The sequence below is a fragment of the Ornithinimicrobium humiphilum genome (genome assembly GCF_006716885.1).
In the GTDB taxonomy this organism is placed as follows: Bacteria; Actinomycetota; Actinomycetes; order Actinomycetales; family Dermatophilaceae; genus Ornithinicoccus; species Ornithinicoccus humiphilus.
On the sequence record NZ_VFPU01000001.1, the window covers coordinates 1,859,061 to 1,873,542 of the forward strand.

General features: G+C 73.6%; 15 protein-coding genes. 4 read left to right on the plus strand and 11 right to left on the minus strand.

Annotation, left to right across the window (positions count from 1 at the left end):
• Positions 1 to 17: 17 nt before the first annotated feature.
• From FB476_RS08790 to FB476_RS08830, 9 genes are all read right to left on the minus strand, one after another.
• Positions 18 to 416 (minus strand): FKBP-type peptidyl-prolyl cis-trans isomerase, encoded by a 399-nt coding sequence (locus FB476_RS08790; RefSeq protein WP_141818425.1) that lies wholly within the window; start codon positions 414 to 416, stop codon positions 18 to 20.
• A 28-nt stretch (positions 417 to 444) separates the two neighbouring features.
• The gene (locus tag FB476_RS08795; protein WP_141818426.1) at positions 445 to 1,482 is read right to left on the minus strand and encodes an FKBP-type peptidyl-prolyl cis-trans isomerase; all 1,038 of its coding nucleotides are present in this window, start codon (positions 1,480 to 1,482) and stop codon (positions 445 to 447) included.
• Positions 1,483 to 1,591: 109 nt separating this feature from the next.
• Positions 1,592 to 2,971, minus strand: a complete 1,380-nt coding sequence (gene pafA, locus FB476_RS08800) for a Pup--protein ligase (RefSeq protein ID WP_141818427.1) — start codon at positions 2,969 to 2,971, stop codon at positions 1,592 to 1,594.
• Positions 2,972 to 2,975: 4 nt separating this feature from the next.
• The gene (prcA, locus tag FB476_RS08805; RefSeq protein WP_141818428.1) at positions 2,976 to 3,698 is read right to left on the minus strand and encodes a proteasome subunit alpha; all 723 of its coding nucleotides are present in this window, start codon (positions 3,696 to 3,698) and stop codon (positions 2,976 to 2,978) included.
• Positions 3,695 to 4,510 (minus strand): proteasome subunit beta, encoded by an 816-nt coding sequence (gene prcB / locus FB476_RS08810; protein WP_141820088.1) that lies wholly within the window; start codon positions 4,508 to 4,510, stop codon positions 3,695 to 3,697. The genes prcA and prcB overlap by 4 nt, the downstream gene beginning before the upstream one ends.
• Before the next feature lie 26 nt (positions 4,511 to 4,536).
• On the minus strand, positions 4,537 to 4,743 hold the full coding sequence (locus FB476_RS08815; RefSeq protein ID WP_141818429.1) for a ubiquitin-like protein Pup: 207 nt from the start codon (positions 4,741 to 4,743) through the stop codon (positions 4,537 to 4,539).
• A 12-nt stretch (positions 4,744 to 4,755) separates the two neighbouring features.
• Complete coding sequence (gene dop / locus FB476_RS08820) at positions 4,756 to 6,297, minus strand: depupylase/deamidase Dop (RefSeq protein WP_141818430.1); 1,542 nt, start codon at positions 6,295 to 6,297, stop codon at positions 4,756 to 4,758.
• A gap of 4 nt (positions 6,298 to 6,301) precedes the next feature.
• On the minus strand, positions 6,302 to 6,871 hold the full coding sequence (locus FB476_RS08825; protein ID WP_141818431.1) for a TetR/AcrR family transcriptional regulator: 570 nt from the start codon (positions 6,869 to 6,871) through the stop codon (positions 6,302 to 6,304).
• Entirely contained in the window at positions 6,868 to 8,901 is a 2,034-nt protein-coding gene (locus FB476_RS08830; RefSeq protein WP_141818432.1) for an MFS transporter, read from the minus strand. Before FB476_RS08830 ends, FB476_RS08825 begins: the two co-directional genes overlap by 4 nt.
• A gap of 33 nt (positions 8,902 to 8,934) precedes the next feature.
• On the opposite strand from FB476_RS08830, the gene FB476_RS08835 reads away from it, so the two are divergent.
• Positions 8,935 to 9,297, plus strand: a complete 363-nt coding sequence (locus FB476_RS08835) for a DUF3054 domain-containing protein (RefSeq protein WP_141818433.1) — start codon at positions 8,935 to 8,937, stop codon at positions 9,295 to 9,297.
• On the opposite strand, the gene FB476_RS08840 is transcribed toward FB476_RS08835, so the two are convergent.
• The gene (locus FB476_RS08840) at positions 9,272 to 9,952 is read right to left on the minus strand and encodes a TetR/AcrR family transcriptional regulator (protein WP_202876938.1); all 681 of its coding nucleotides are present in this window, start codon (positions 9,950 to 9,952) and stop codon (positions 9,272 to 9,274) included. The genes FB476_RS08835 and FB476_RS08840 overlap by 26 nt on opposite strands.
• Before the next feature lie 153 nt (positions 9,953 to 10,105).
• On the opposite strand from FB476_RS08840, the gene FB476_RS08845 reads away from it, so the two are divergent.
• Complete coding sequence (locus FB476_RS08845) at positions 10,106 to 11,953, plus strand: MFS transporter (protein WP_202876939.1); 1,848 nt, start codon at positions 10,106 to 10,108, stop codon at positions 11,951 to 11,953.
• Positions 11,950 to 12,258, plus strand: coding sequence for a hypothetical protein (locus FB476_RS08850; protein ID WP_141818436.1), 309 nt, complete (start codon positions 11,950 to 11,952; stop codon positions 12,256 to 12,258). Before FB476_RS08845 ends, FB476_RS08850 begins: the two co-directional genes overlap by 4 nt.
• On the opposite strand, the gene arc is transcribed toward FB476_RS08850, so the two are convergent.
• Positions 12,249 to 13,922, minus strand: coding sequence for a proteasome ATPase (arc, locus tag FB476_RS08855; RefSeq protein WP_420359355.1), 1,674 nt, complete (start codon positions 13,920 to 13,922; stop codon positions 12,249 to 12,251). The genes FB476_RS08850 and arc overlap by 10 nt on opposite strands.
• 38 nt (positions 13,923 to 13,960) lie before the next feature.
• Between arc and FB476_RS08860 the strand changes: the two genes are divergently transcribed.
• A complete protein-coding gene (locus FB476_RS08860) occupies positions 13,961 to 14,476 on the plus strand; it encodes a hypothetical protein (protein ID WP_141818438.1) in 516 nt (171 codons plus the stop codon).
• Positions 14,477 to 14,482: the final 6 nt, after the last annotated feature.

Sequence of the window (14,482 nt, forward strand, 5' to 3'; positions counted from 1 at the left end):
GGATCAGCGGGAGGGGATCAGCGCACGTCGACGAGGTCGACGACGAAGATCAGGGTCTCGCCACCCTTGATGGCGCCACCGGCGCCCCGGTCGCCGTAGCCCAGGTGCGGCGGGATCGTGATCTTGCGACGGCCACCGACCTTCATGCCGAGCAGGCCCTGGTCCCAGCCCTGGATGACCTGACCGACGCCGACCTGGAAGGTCAGCGGCTGGCCGCGGTTCCAGGAGGCGTCGAACTCCTCGCCGGTCGACCAGGCGACGCCGACGTAGTGCGCGGAGATGGTGCGGCCCGCGGTCGCCTCCTCGCCCTTGCCGACCTCGATGTCCTCGACGACGAGCTCGGAGGGCGGGTTCTCCCCGGGGAAGTCGATCTCGGGCTTGGCCTTCTTGACCTGGCCGAACGGTGAGTCGCTCATGGGTTCTCCTGTGGTGGTCGTGCGGTGGTCAGTAGGCGCCGAGGATGTCGACGACGAAGACGAGCGTCTCGCCGGCGAGCGGGCTGGCCGGCGGCGCGGTCTCGCTGTCGGTGTCCTCCGGTGCCTCGCCGTAGGCCTGGTCGGCCGGGATGACGAGCAGCACGCGGGAGCCCACGGGCTGGCCGACGAGGCCGGAGTCCCAGCCCTCGATGACGCTGCCGACGCCGATCGGGAACTGGGCCGGCTGGCCGGCGCTGTAGGAGTCGTCGAAGATCTCGCCGTCGGACCACTTCACGCCGGTGTAGTGGACCTTGATGGTCTGGCCGGCCTGGACCTCGGGGCCCTCGCCCTTGATGAGCTGCTGGGCGACCAGGTCGGTCGGCTCGTCGGCGCCCTCGGGGATGGTGATGTCGGCGGCGTTCTCGCCGTCGGCGTCGACCTCGGGCAGGCCGGCCTCCGGCTCGACCTCCTCGCCGGTCGCCTTGGTCAGCGGCGCGGACGAGTCGACGATCTCCATGAAGAAGACCAGGGTGTCCTGCGGGCCGACGCCCAGCTGGTCGTTGCCGGCGGAGCCGAAGCCCTCCTCGGCGGGGATCGTCAGCAGGAAGGTCTCGCCCACGGAGCGGCCGGGCAGCTCGTTCAGGAACGCCGGGAAGAGCATCTCGTTGCTCAGGTCGATGACGACGGTCTCGTCGTTCTGGTAGGTCGACGCGAACGGCTCGCCGGTGGCACCGTTGACCGCGACGTAGCGGACGCGCACCTCGTGGCCCTCCTCGACCGCGTCACCGTCGCCCTCCTCGACGGTCTCGGTCTCGGTGCTCGCCACGACGAAGGGCAGGTCGCTGTCCGCGAAGGCCGACCCGTCGCGCTCGATGACCGGCTCGTCGCCGCTGGTGTCCACGGACAGCTCGGAGATGTCACCGGTGGGAGCCAGCGAGGTGGCCGCGGCGTCGTCGGAGGTGGCGGTCTGGTCGGCCTGGTCGGCGTCGCCGTCGGTAGCGCAGGCGGACAGGAGGAGAAGGGGAGCGGCAGCCAGGGCGGCCAGCCGCAGTCGGGGAGAACGCACGCGCGATCCTTACGTCGAGGTCAAGTCTGAGCCGGAGCGCGCCGCATACGGTGCGACCGACCGGGACAGACTATCCATGCCTGGCTGGACGTCCGGTGGGAACCGGCCCTCAACGACCCCCGCCGCCGCGCACCGAGGCGATGAGCTCGTCGACGCGGGCGTCCACGCTCGCGAACGGGTCCTTGCACACGACCGTGCGGGAGGCCGAGTCGTTGAGCTTGAGGTGGACCCAGTCGACGGTGAAGTCGCGCCGGTGCTCCTGCGCGGCGCGCACGAAGTCACCGCGCAGCCTGGCGCGCGTCTCCGGCGGCGTGTGCATCGCGGCCCGCACCCGCTCGTCGTCGACGAGGGTCCTCGCGGCCCCCGAGCGCTGCAGGATCGGCAGCAGCCCCCGCGTCGGGTGGACGTCGTGCCAGGCCAGGTCCAGCTGCTGCAGCCGCTCGTCGTGCGGGGCCAGCCCGTGCTTCGCCGCGTAGGAGTCGAGCAGCTTCTTCTTCATCACCCACTCGATCTCGGTGTCGACCAGGCCCAGGTTGCCGGTCTCGACGGCGTGCAGGGTCCGCTCCCACAGCTCCAGCACCTGGTCGTAGGGCGCGGTGCGCGCCAGCCCGCTGCGCTCTGCGTGCCGCGACGCGAGCTCGAGGAGCGTGCGCTGCAGCTCCAGGGCCGTGATCGTGCCGCCGCTGGCCAGCGCCAGCGGGCGCCGCCCGCTCGGGTCGCGGCTGACGTCCCGGATCGCCTGCACCGGGTTGGCCAGGCCGAGGTCGGGCACGACGGTGCCGGCCTCGAGCATCTGCAGGACCAGGTCGGTCGTGCCCACGCGCATCAGGGTCGTGGTCTGGCTCATCGTCGAGTCGCCAACGATGACGTGCAGCCTGCGGTAGCGCTCGGGGTCGGCGTGCGGCTCGTCGCGGGTGTTGATGATCGGCCGCGACCGGGTCGTCGCCGACGACAGCCCCTCCCACATGTGGTCGGCCCGCTGCGAGACGAGGTAGGTGGCCCTCTCCCCCACCACGTGCAGCCGGCCCGCGCCGCTCACCAGCTGGCGGGTGACGAGGAAGGGCACGAGCGTGTCGGTGATCCGCTCCAGCCGCGGCGTCCGGGCGATGAGGTAGTTCTCGTGCGAGCCATAGGAGTTGCCGCGCGAGTCGACGTTGTTCTTGAGCACGTAGACGGTGGCGTCGAAGCCCTCCTCGGCGAGCCGCTGCTCGGCGTCGTCGGCGAGGTCCTGCACGACCAGCTCGCCGGCCTTGTCGTGCGCGACCAGGTCGAGCAGGTCGGTGCACTCGGCGGTGGCGTACTCCGGGTGGGAGCCCACGTCGAGGTAGAGCCGGGAACCGTTGACGAGGAAGACGTTGCTCGAGCGGCCCCAGGCGACGACCTTGCGGAAGAGGTAGCGGGCGACCTCCTCCGGGGACAGCCGTGAGGTCCCCCGGAACGTGGCGTTGACGCCGAACTCGGTCTCGATGCCCATGATCCGGCGGTCCACGCGCTCAGCCCTCCTGGTCGGTCGGGGTGGTGCCGGACCCGTCGGCAGCGGCGAGGTGGGTCTCCACCTCGGGCCCGGGTATGCGGCGGAAGGCCCGACGCGGGCGCGCCCGGTCGAGCAGGGCCACCTCGAGGTCGGCAGCGCCCAGCTCCCGACCACCGGCGCGCGCCAGTCCCGCGACGGCGCGGCGCAGCGCGACGTCCAGCGGGGCCGTCGGGTCGAAGCCGTCGGCCAGCGCGGCCGCGACACCCTCGGCGGCACCGCCCATCGCCACCAGCCCGGGCTCGTCCGACACTGACCCGTCGTAGGTCAGCCGGTAGAGCTGGTCGGCGGCCGGGTCGGGCCCCACCTGCGCGACGGTGATCTCCACCTCGTAGGGCTTGCTCTCGGTGGTGAAGACCTGGCCGAGGGTCTGGGCGTAGGCGTTGGCCAGCGCCCGGGCCGTGACGTCGCTGCGGTCGTAGGAGTAGCCGCGCAGGTCGGCATACCGGATCCCGGCCACCCGGAGGTGCTCGAACTCGGTGTACTTGCCCACGGCGGCGAAGCCGATGCGGTCGTAGATCTCGGAGACCTTGTGCAGCGAGCTGGACGGGTTCTCGGCGACGAAGAGGATGCCCTCCCGGCAGCTGAGGACGACGACGGAGCGGCCGCGGGCGATGCCCTTGCGGGCGTAGTCGGCCCGGTCCTTCATGAACTGCTCGGGCGAGACGTACATCGGGATCGTCATCGGGCACCTCCCGGGTTGTCGCGCCGGGCGGCGACGAGGTCCGTCACGATCCGCTCAAGGTCGGGGGCGGGGACGAAGCGGGTGCAGTCCGCGGTGACCACGGCGCAGGTCGGCCAGATCTGCCGGCCCAGGTCGGGGCCTCCGGTCGCGGAGTCGTCGTCGGCCGCGTCGTAGAGCGCCTCGACGGCCACGCGGACCGCGTCCTCGGGCGCCAGCGCGGGACGCCAGAGCTTCTTCAGCGCGCCGCGGGCGAAGAAGGCGCCCGAGCCGATGCTGTGGTGGGCCGCCTCCTCGTAGCAGCCTCCCGCGAGGTCGTAGGAGAACACGCGGCCCTGCCGGGCGGTCAGGTCGTAGCCCGCCAGCACCGGGAGCACCGACAGCCCGCGGAAGGCGTTGCCGAGGTTGCCGCGGATCATCGCGGAGAGCCGGTTGGCCTTGCCCTCCAGCGACAGCAGCGTGCCCTCGATCTTCTCGTAGTGCTCGAGCTCGACCTGGAGCAGCCGCACCAGCTCGACGGCGATGCCGGCCGTGCCGGCGATGCCGACCACCGAGTAGTCGTCGGCGGCGTAGACCTTCTCCATGTCACGGCTGGCGATGACGTTGCCCATCGTCGCCCGCCGGTCACCGGCCATGACGACGCCGTCGGCGCAGGTCAGGGCCACGATCGTGGTGCCGTGCGGCAGCTCGGGCGCGCCGGCGACGGCCGACTCCCCCAGGGCCGCTCCCGGCAGCAGGTGCGGTGCCTGCTGGCGCAGCAGCTCGGTGAAGGAGGAGCCACCGGCCCCGTGGGTCAGGGAGCGCAGGTCGCCCATCCCTCCCGGCGACCCGGGCTCGCGGCTCACTGGCCGCCCTTCTGCACGAAGCCGTGCACGAAGTCGGTGGCGTTCTTCTCGAGCACGCCGTCGATCTCGTCCAGGAGCGAGTCGAGCGCGTCGTCCCGCTCGGTGCTGCTGGCCTGCGGAGCGGCCGGAGCGGGCTCCGGCGCCTCCGGGCCGGGCGCGTCGTCGTCGCGGCGCCGGGAGTGGAACTGCTGCGAACCTGCCATGACGGGATCCTCTCAGACGTCCTCGCTCGCCAGCTCGGTGAGGAGGGAGGCGGTGGTGGTGTGCCGTGCCAGCAGGCCCGAGATCCGCTCCCGGGTCGCGGCGGTGGGCTCGGGCACCTGGACCCGGCGGAGCTTTCCACGCTCGTCGAGCAGCACGACGGAGTCCCAGGAGGCGGCCCGGACGTCGCCGCCGAAGCGACGCACGCACTCGCCGCGGAACCAGGCGCGGGTGTCCTCCGGCGGATCGGTGACCGCGCTGGCGACCTCATCCACGGGGACCAGGCGCTCGAGCCGGCCGGCGGCCCGCAGCTTCTGCGCGAGCCCGCGGGCCGGGTCGAGGTCGTGCCACTGGATGTCCATCGCGGCCAGCCGTGGGTCGTCCCAGCCGGCCCCGGTGCGCTCGCGGAAGCGCTCGAGCAGCACGAGCTTGGCGACCCACTCGACCTGGGCCGCGCACTCTGCCGGGTCGCGACGCAGGGCGTCGAGCACCGACCGCCAGCGGGTCAGGACCTCGGTGGTGTCGGCGTCCGGCTCCCAGGCCTCGTGGCCCGAGGCCGCGGCCCGCTCGACCGCCTCGAGGTAGGACTCAAGCAGGTCGGGACCGGTGAGATCGCGCCCGTCGGTCAGCGGCACCGTGGTCCGCAGGCTCGGGTCGTGGGAGATCTGCTTCACCGCCGTGACGGGGTCGGCCAGCCGCACGTCCGGGACCCAGCCGGGGTGCGTCTCGACCAGCCGCAGCACGGCGCTGAGGGAGCCGAGCGCCAGCAGCGTGGTGACGTCGGCCATCGTGGCGTCGCCGACGATGACGTGCAGCCGGCGGTGGACGTGCGGCGTCGCGTGCGGCTCGTCGCGCGTGTTGACGATGGGCCGGCGCAGCGTGGTCTCCAGCCCCACCTCGGCCTCGAGGTAGTCGGCCCGCTGGCTCAGCTGGAAGCCGGACCGCTCGCTGACCTGCCCCAGCCCCACGCGTCCAGCGCCAGCGATGACCGGCCGGGCCACGAGGAACGGGATGAGCTGGGCCGCCAGCCGGTCGAAGGGGACGGTGCGGGGCACGAGGTAGTTCTCGTGCGTGCCGTAGGAGGCGCCCTTGCCGTCGACGTTGTTCTTGTAGAGCGAGACCGCGCGGCCCTGCTCGGCCAGGGTGCGGACCGCCGCGAGACCGACCAGCTCCCCCGCCCGGTCGTAGCGGACCGCCTCGCGGGGCGAGGTGACCTCTGGCGAGGAGTACTCGGGGTGGGCGTGGTCGACGTAGAAGCGCGCCCCGTTGGAGAGCACCGAGTTGGCGATCGTCGGGTCGAAGGTGTCGGTCAGCTGGGAGACGTGCGCCAGGGCTCGGGCCATCTCGTAGCCACGGGCGTCGCGCAGCGGCGTCTCGTCGGCGTAGTCCCAGCCGGAGCCGGTCGGCAGGGCTGCGGTCGGGCCGGCCCCCGCGGCGTAGGCGCGCACCACCTGGCCCGAGAGGACCATCGGCGTCAGCGGCTCGCCGCGCTGGTCGACCTGGGTGCTGGTGATGCCCAGCTCGGTCTCGATCCCCATGACGCGGCGGACGCTCATGACCTCACCCTACGAGGCGGGAGAGCACCGTCTGGACCAGGGCGCCGTACTCGCGCACGACGGCCTCCTCCTCCTCGGGCCCGCGGTCGAGCAGCCGGAAGGTCCGCACGCCCGCGGCGAGGCCGATCATGAGGCAGGCCAGCTGCTCGGCGTGCCGGACGTTGTGCTCGTCGAGCGGGAAGCGCCCGAGGAAGCGCTCGCGGAAGTCGGCCAGCGCGGCGGCCCGGTCGGGCGCGTCCTGCAGGAGGTACATCGCCCGCAGCCAGGGCTCGGCGGCGTCCTTGTCGCGGCGCGTCAGCATGCGGCGCACGAGCAGCTCGCCCATCCCCTCGATGGGGGTGTCGGGCAGCAGCGGCGACGGCTCGGCGGGCGTCGCGAGGGCGTGGAGCTGCTCCTTGGAGCCGGCGATCTTCATGACCATGGCGGGCGAGACCCCGGCCTGGGCGGCGACCTCGCGGATCGTCACCGCGGCATACCCCCGCTCCCCGAAGAGGCGGCGGGCGACCTGGAGGACCTCCTCGCGGGTCTGGCGGCCCCGGGCCTCGCGGTCCTCCCCGCAGGAGGACCCGCTCACCGGGACTCCCCGGCCAGCACCGCCGGCTCCCGGGGTGTGCCGGTCTCAAGGTCGATGTCGAGCGTCGCCGAGGTCGAGTGCACGGTGAGGGCACGGGAGCGGGTGCGTCCGCTCGGGTGGTCCACGGCCGTGAGCACGTAGCGCCCCGGCGGGGGCAGCCCGATCTCGTAGGCGCCCTGCTCGTCGGCGGTGGTGGTGCCGACGTACTCGCCCGAGTGCCGGATGAGGGAGATCATCGCCGAGCCCAGCGGCCGGCCGGAGTCGGTGACGTTGCCGGAGAGCAGCAGCCGCCGGGTCATCGTCACCGGCGCCACCTCGCCGGACTCCAGGTGCACCAGGCTGGACTGCGGGGCCCAGCCGTCGGCGGAGACCACGAGAAGGTACTCCCCGCTGGCGGGCAGCGCCAGCGCGAAGCGACCGTCGTTGTCGGTGCGGCCCCAGTCGACGTGCCGGCCGTCGGGGTGCAGGACGGTCGCGACCGCCTGGCGCAGCGGACGTCCCTCGTGCGAGAGCACCTGGCCGCGCACGAGCACCTCGGGCCGCTCGCCCTCCACCTTGACGTGGGTCCGCTCCCCCGCCGGCGCGGGCGCGCCCGCCCGGTCCGCGACCACCTCGGGGACCCGCTGCGGCCGACGGATGAAGGCGGCGATGAAGGCACCGCCCAGGGCGGCGGCGGTGCCCGCCCAGAAGACGGTCTGGTAGGCCCCGAGCGTGGGCACCTGCGCGCCGCTGGCGGTGGTCATCGTCCAGGCGGCGAAGACGGCGGCCACCATCGCCGAGGCCGACGAGGTGCCGATGGAGCGGAGCAGGGTGTTGAGGCCGTTGGCCGAGGCCGTCTCGGTGATCGGCACGGCCCGCATGATGAGGGTCGGCATCGCGGCGAACGCCAGCGCCGTCCCGAGCGAGGCCACGCCCGAGGTGACCATGACCTCCAGCACCGAGCCGTGCAGCAACGCACGGGCGACGAAGCCGACGGCCAGGACCAAGGACCCCAGGATGAGGATGAGCCGGGGGCCGTGGCGCCGGATGAGCGCGGCGGCCACCGGGGACATGACCACCATGAGGATGCTCGCCGGCAGCATCCACAAACCGGTGGCGACCACCGAGAGGCCGAAGCCGTAGCCCGTCTCCTCGGGCATCTGCACCTGCTGCACCGAGGTGAGGAAGTTGGCGAACATCGCGAAGCCGACGAGCACCGAGGCGGCGTTGGTGAGCAGCACGGTCCGCCGCGTCGAGGTGCGGATGTCGACGAGCGGCTGCCCGGCACGCAGCTCCCAGGGGACCCAGGCCGCCAGCACGATCGCCGCGGTGGCCAGCAGGGTGAGCGTCAGGGGCGAGAGGAAGCCCCACGTGCCGGCCTTGCTCACCGCCAGCAGGAAGCACGTGAGCGCGATCGAGAGCAGCAGCGCGCCGACGTAGTCGAAGCGGCCGCGGGTGCGGACCTCCGACTCGGGCACGACCCGCAGCACCGCGATCAGCATGACCACCGCGAAGCCGCCGGAGACGTAGAAGAGCGTGTGCCAGTCCCAGCGGTCGTAGATCACGCCCGCGAGCGGCATACCGACCGCACCACCGATGCTCAGCGTGGCCGACATCAGCGCCACGCCCGAGCCCACCCGCTCGGCCGGGAGGTGGTCGCGCATGATGCTGATGCCGACCGGCACCAGGCAGGCCCCCAGGCCCGACAGCCCGCGGCCGAGCACGACGAGCGCCAGCTCGGTGCTCAGCGCCGCCACGATCGAGCCGACGATGACCGCCCACATGCAGACGACCAGCATGAGGCGCTTGCCGAACATGTCGGCCAGCCGCGACACGATCGGCGTCCCCACCGCGGCGGTGAGCAGCGTGACCGTCACCAGCCAGGACGCGTTGTCGCTGGTCGTGCCCAGGATCTCGGGGAAGTCCGGCAGCAGCGGCAGCACGAGGGTCTGCTGGAGGGAGACGAGGGTGCCGCAGAGCGCGAGGACGGCGATCACGAGGGTGGTGGAGGGTGCTCGCCGGGGCGCCGCCCCCGGCTTCGGTGAACGCATGTTCACCATGATAGGGCGTGGGAGGATGCGGTCGTGTCGCGAAAGGCCTACCTCCTCGACGTCCTGGTCGTCCTCGCCTTCGCCGCGGCGGGGCGGGCCAGCCACGACCTCGACGGCGACGTCCTCGGGGTCCTGACCACCGCCTGGCCCTTCCTCGTGGGTATGGCGTCCGGCTGGGCCGTCGTCCGGCTGCTGCCGCTCCCCCTGCGCCGCTGGTGGGCCGAGGGGCTCTTCGTCGTCGGCGACACCTTCGTCATCGGCATGGCCCTGCGGTGGATCACGGGCGGCGGGACGGCGCTGCCGTTCGTCCTCGTCGCGGCCGGCGTCCTGACCGCCGGGATGCTCGGCTGGCGCCTGGTCGAGGACCTCGTCAGCCGTCGGCGGCGGGCAGCCTGAGCAGCGTGCCGTCGACGAGGGCCTCGAGGCCCGCCCGGTAGCCGTCCCGGCCGGCGATCTCCGGCCAGCGTGGCCCGACCGCCGCCAGGTGCGGGGTCTCGGGGCGGGCGAAGGCCTCGGCGAAGAGCTCGGCCCGCCGCTCGGGCGCCTCGCTGCGCTCCCGCGACCGGGTGCGCACCAGCAGCTCGCCGACGGTGTAGAACCACGACGCCCGGAAGAGGGAGACCGCCTGCTCCGGGGTGCAGCCGAGGTCCACCGCCGCCCCCACGACGGCCTCCACCATGCGCAGCGCCGGTCCGCCGACCCGCGCGAGGAAGCCGTCCACCGTGAGGACCTCGGCCGCCCGGGGCCAGTCGTCCAGCGCGTCGTGGATGGCGACCAGCGCGACGAGGATCCGCTCCCTCGGGTCCTCCGGCAGCTCCACCGCGCCGAGCGCCCGCTCGACGTGCTCGTCGAGGAGCTGCAGCAGCAGGTCCTCGCGGTCGCGGACGTGGTGGTAGAGCGTCGTCGTCCCCACCCCGAGCTCGGCCGCCAGGCGCCGCAGCGTGAGCCGGTCCCAACCCTCGGCGTCCACCACCCGGCGGGCGGCGGCCAGGATGGCGGCCCGCGACGTCACGGGCGGGCGTCCCCGGCGCGGGGCGGTCTCGTCGGTCACGGGCCCCATTGTGCCGGTCCCGTGCAGACCTGTTGACGCGACCCTCCTGCCCCGGTTACTTTTTCGTACATGTTCGGAAACACGCAGACGCGATCGTCCCCCTCCCGGACGGGCACCTCGACGACACCCCGCGCCGGACTCACCCTGGCGACCGTGGGGCTGGTCCAGCTCCTCGTCTCGCTGGACCTCTCGGTGGTCAACCTCGGCCTGCCGCGGATCGCCGACGGGCTGGGCTTCGTCGGCCCGGGCCTCACCTGGGTCGTGCACGCCTACGCCCTGGCCTTCGGCGGGCTGCTCCTCCTCGGCGGCAAGCTGGCCGACCGGCTCGGTCGCCGACGTCTCCTGCTCGGCGGGCTGGCCTTGTTCGCCCTGGCCTCGCTGGCGGGCGGCCTGGCCACCGCGCCCTGGCACCTGGTCGCGGCCCGGGCCGCCCAGGGCGTCGGCGCCGCGGCCCTCGCGCCCGCCGCGCTCGCCGTGCTGACCGTCACCTTCCCGACCGGCCCCGCCCGCGTGCGGGCCTTCGGCGTGTGGAGCGCGATGAACGCCGCCGGCGGGGCCCTCGGCGTCCTGGTCGGCGGGGTCCTGACGGAACACGCCGGCTGGCGCTGGGTGATGTGGGTCAACGTGCCCCTCGCCCTCGGCGCGCTGCTGCTCGCGGCCCGCGGCGTCCGGCGGGACCGGCCGGACCCCGCCGGCGGCCGCCCGGACGTCGCCGGCGCGCTGCTGGGCACCGCGGGTGTCACGTCGCTCGTCCTGGCCGTCGTGGGCGCGGCCCAGCGGTCGTCCACCGCGACCTTCGGCCTGCTGGCGCTGGCCGCGGTCCTGCTGACGCTCTTCACCGTCATCGAGCGCACGACCGCCCGCGACCCGCTCGTCCCGCCGGCCCTCCTCCGGCTGCGGACGGTGGTCGGCGCCAACGCCTTCAACCTCTTCCTGGGCGCCGCGATGGCCTCGGCCTTCTACTTCCTCTCGCTCTACCTCCAGGACGTGCTCGGCCACGGGCCGACGCGTGCCGGGCTGATGTTCCTGCCCTTCGCCCTCGGCGTCGTGGGAGGCGCCGCGGTCGCGGGCCGTCTCGGTGCGCGCGTCGGCTCGCGCACCCTGCTCGTGGCAGGCGGGCTCGCCACCGCCCTCGGCTTCCTCTGGTTCGGTCGGGTGGGCGCCGACGGCACCTTCCTCGTCGACGTCCTCGGTCCGTCCGTGCTCACCAGCGTGGGCTTCGGGCTCTGCCTCGGGCCCGTCGTGTCCACGGCGACCGTCGGTGTGGCGGCCCGCCACAGCGGAGCCGCCTCCGGCCTGCTCAGCACCTCCCGCCAGCTGGGCGCCAGCGTCGGCCTGGCGGGCCTCGGCTCCGTGGCCGCGACCCGCGCCGGCGCCTCGCCGGACCCCACGTCCCTCGCCGCGGGTCTCGCCCTCGGCCTCACCCTCTGCGCCCTGCTGCTCGGCCTCGCCGTGCTGGTCGCGGCGCTCGTCCTGCCCCGCGCCGGCACACCTGCCGGCGACACCTCCGACGAAGGGAGCACTCCCGTGCAGAAGCACACCCCTCGGGCCGCGCTGGCCGCCCTCTGGACCGGCTTCGGGATCACCTGTGCCGCGCTGGTCGTCCTCCACACGGTCGCGGCGGTGCCCGACCGGCTGGCCGCGCACGTGCGGCTCGCCTATCCCGCCTACGACTCCGCGAGCGTGGACCGTACGGTCGGCGCCTGGATGACGGTGCTGACCATCACCGGCGCCCTGGGGCTCGTCGGCTGGCTGCTGGCCATCTGGACGACCCGGCGCGGCTCCCCGCGGGCACCCTGGTGGGTCGCCGGCCTGTTCGTCGTCGGGACCGGGCTGGCGGCCTACCTCGCCACGGTGCGGGACACCTCGGGCGACACCGGGTTGCCGCAGGCCGTCGGCGCGGCCGGGCTGCTGCCGTCGGCCGTCGGCCTCGTGGCCCTGGTCCTGGTGTGGCGCCAGGTCGGGACCGGCCGACAGGAGCCGGCGCGGCAGCCGGCATGAGGCCCCTCCTGGTGCGGCCGCGCGCCGCGGGCGCCGCCCTGCGCCGGCGGCTCTACCGCGGTGCGCGGCCCGGCAGGGTCATGAGGATCCTCAACCGGCTCGACGCGGCCCTCTACGGGCTGGGCCTCGCACCTCGTCCGGCCGCCGTGCTGGAGGTGGTGGGCCGGCGCACCGGGGCGGTCCGCCGCATACCCCTCGCACCGGGTGCCCGCGCCCACGTGCGCGTGCCGCCCGGGCTGCCGGAGCAGGCCTATGCCGCCGTCGCCCGGGATCACCCGGTCTTCGCGCTGCTCCCCTACAGGTAGTGGCCGGGGGTGCCCTGCTCCACCGACCGCCCCGGCGTCGTGCCGCTGGCGTCGCCGACGAGGGTGCGGATGTAGACGATCCGCTCCCCCTTCTTGCCGGAGATCCGCGCCCAGTCGTCGGGGTTGGTCGTGTTGGGCAGGTCCTCGTTCTCCTTGAACTCGTCGAGGTAGGCCCGCTCCAGGTGGGCCAGCCGCAGCCCCTCCTCGCCCTGGGTCAGGAGGTCCTTGATCGCGAGCTTCTTGGCCCGGTCGACGATGTTGTGGATCATCGCGCCGGAGGCGAAGTCCTTGAAGTAGAGGACCTCGTGGTCGCCGCCGGCGTAGGTCACCTCGAGGAAGGCGTTCTCCGGGCGCACGGCGTACATCCGGGCGACCACGGCGTCGATGAGGGCGTCGACGGTCGCCCGGCGGTCGCCGCCGCGGGCCTCGACCTCGGACGCGTGCAACGGCACCTCGGGCGTGAGGTACTTGGTGAAGATGTCACGGGCGCCCTCGGCATCGGGGCGCTCGATCTTGATCTTCACGTCGAGCCGGCCCGGGCGCAGGATCGCCGGGTCGATCATGTCCTCGCGGTTGGAGGCGCCGATGACGATGACGTTGTCGAGCCGCTCGACGCCGTCGATCTCCGCCAGCAGCTGCGGCACGATCGTGGTCTCGACGTCGGAGGAGACGCCCGAGCCGCGGGTGCGGAAGAGCGACTCCATCTCGTCGAAGAAGACGACGACCGGGCGCCCGTCGGCGGACTTCTCGCGCGCTCGCTGGAAGATCGAGCGGATGTGCCGCTCGGTCTCCCCGACGTACTTGTTGAGCAGCTCCGGACCCTTGATGTTGAGGAAGTAGCTCGCCTCGTGCTCCCGCCCCAGCTTCTCCGCGGTCTGCCGGGCCAGCGACGCGGCCACGGCCTTGGCGATGAGCGTCTTGCCGCAGCCGGGCGGGCCGTAGAGCAGCACGCCTTTGGGCGCGCGGAGCTGGTGCGCGGCGTAGAGGTCGGCGTGCAGGAAGGGCAGCTCCACGGCGTCGCGGATCTGCTCGATCTGCCCGGTGAGCCCGCCGATGTCGTCGTAGGAGATGTCGGGCACCTCCTCCAGGACGAGCTCGGAGACCTCCGGGCGCGGGATGCGCTCGGTGACGAAGCCGCTGCGCGTGTCCAGGAGCAGCCCGTCGCCCAGGCGGATCTTCTCCTCGCGCAGCGAGCCGGCGACCTTGCACACCCGCTCGTCCTCGCCCCGCACGATGACGACGACGCGGTCCTGGTCGAGGACCTCCTTGGCGATCACGACGTCGCCGGAGCGCTCGTAGCCGGCCACGGCCACGACCGCCTGGGCCTCGTTGAGCAGGACCTCGCGGCCCGGCAGCAGCTCTGCGGTGTCGACCTCGGAGGAGACGTGCGTGCGCACCCGCCGCCCGGCGACGGCCAGGTCGACGGTCCCGTCCCCCACGAGCCGGATCACCTGTCCGAAGGTCAGCGGCGGGCTGGCCATCGCGTCGAGGTCCTCGCGCAGCCCCATGATCTGGGACCGGGCGGTGCGCAGGGTGTCGGCGAGCTGGTCGTTGTGCGCCTTGAGCTCACCGACCCGGGAGGTCAGGGTGCGCACCTGCTCCTCGAGGTGGCGCTCCCGGAAGGGGCGCTCACCGGGGCTGGTGCTGGGGGTCTGTGACGTCACCGGTCCTCCTGACCTGTGGTCGGCTACATTCCCAGCGTATGAGACGTACCCGGACGTGGGGCGCACTGGTGCTCCCCGCCGCCCTGACCAGCATCCTGCTGACCGGCTGCGAGGTCGACGACGACCCCGCCGCGCCCGCCACGAGCGCACCGGCAGCCCCGACGAGCGGAGCCACCATGGACCCCGAGAACAGCCCCGGAAGCACGGCCATCGGGACCGGCGACGCCACGGGGAGCACCGGTGCCGGGACCAACGGGGGCACCGACGCCCCGGTCCTCGGTGCCGGCGCGATCGTCACCGAGTCCGCCAGCGGCTCTCTGCTGCGGCTGCGGACCGGGGAGGACGCCGTGCTCCGCCTCTCCCCGCCCTTCCTGGACGCCCAGCCGCAGGTCGACGTCCCCGCCGTCCTGGAGCTCGTGCCGGTCCAGCACTTCGCCGACCCGGGGTATGCGGAGTGGGAGCTCCGCGCGTCCGCGCCCGGCCGCGCCAGCCTCACCGCCGAGGCGACCGACGGCTCGGTGCTCGTCGTCCTCGTCGAGGTCTCCGGTCCCTGATCCCCG

Bases quoted from the DNA above. Each gene is read 5' to 3' on its own strand.
- FB476_RS08860 (WP_141818438.1), top strand. From the start codon at position 13,961: ATGAGACGTACCCGGACGTGGGGCGCACTGGTGCTCCCCGCCGCCCTG.
- prcB (WP_141820088.1), bottom strand. From the start codon at position 4,510: ATGGGCGACCTGCGCTCCCTGACCCACGGGGCCGGTGGCTCCTCCTTC.
- prcA (WP_141818428.1), bottom strand. From the start codon at position 3,698: ATGACGATCCCGATGTACGTCTCGCCCGAGCAGTTCATGAAGGACCGG.
- dop (WP_141818430.1), bottom strand. From the start codon at position 6,297: ATGAGCGTCCGCCGCGTCATGGGGATCGAGACCGAGCTGGGCATCACC.
- FB476_RS08790 (WP_141818425.1), bottom strand. From the start codon at position 416: ATGAGCGACTCACCGTTCGGCCAGGTCAAGAAGGCCAAGCCCGAGATC.
- FB476_RS08830 (WP_141818432.1), bottom strand. From the start codon at position 8,901: ATGCGTTCACCGAAGCCGGGGGCGGCGCCCCGGCGAGCACCCTCCACC.
- FB476_RS08815 (WP_141818429.1), bottom strand. From the start codon at position 4,743: ATGGCAGGTTCGCAGCAGTTCCACTCCCGGCGCCGCGACGACGACGCG.
- FB476_RS08850 (WP_141818436.1), top strand. From the start codon at position 11,950: ATGAGGCCCCTCCTGGTGCGGCCGCGCGCCGCGGGCGCCGCCCTGCGC.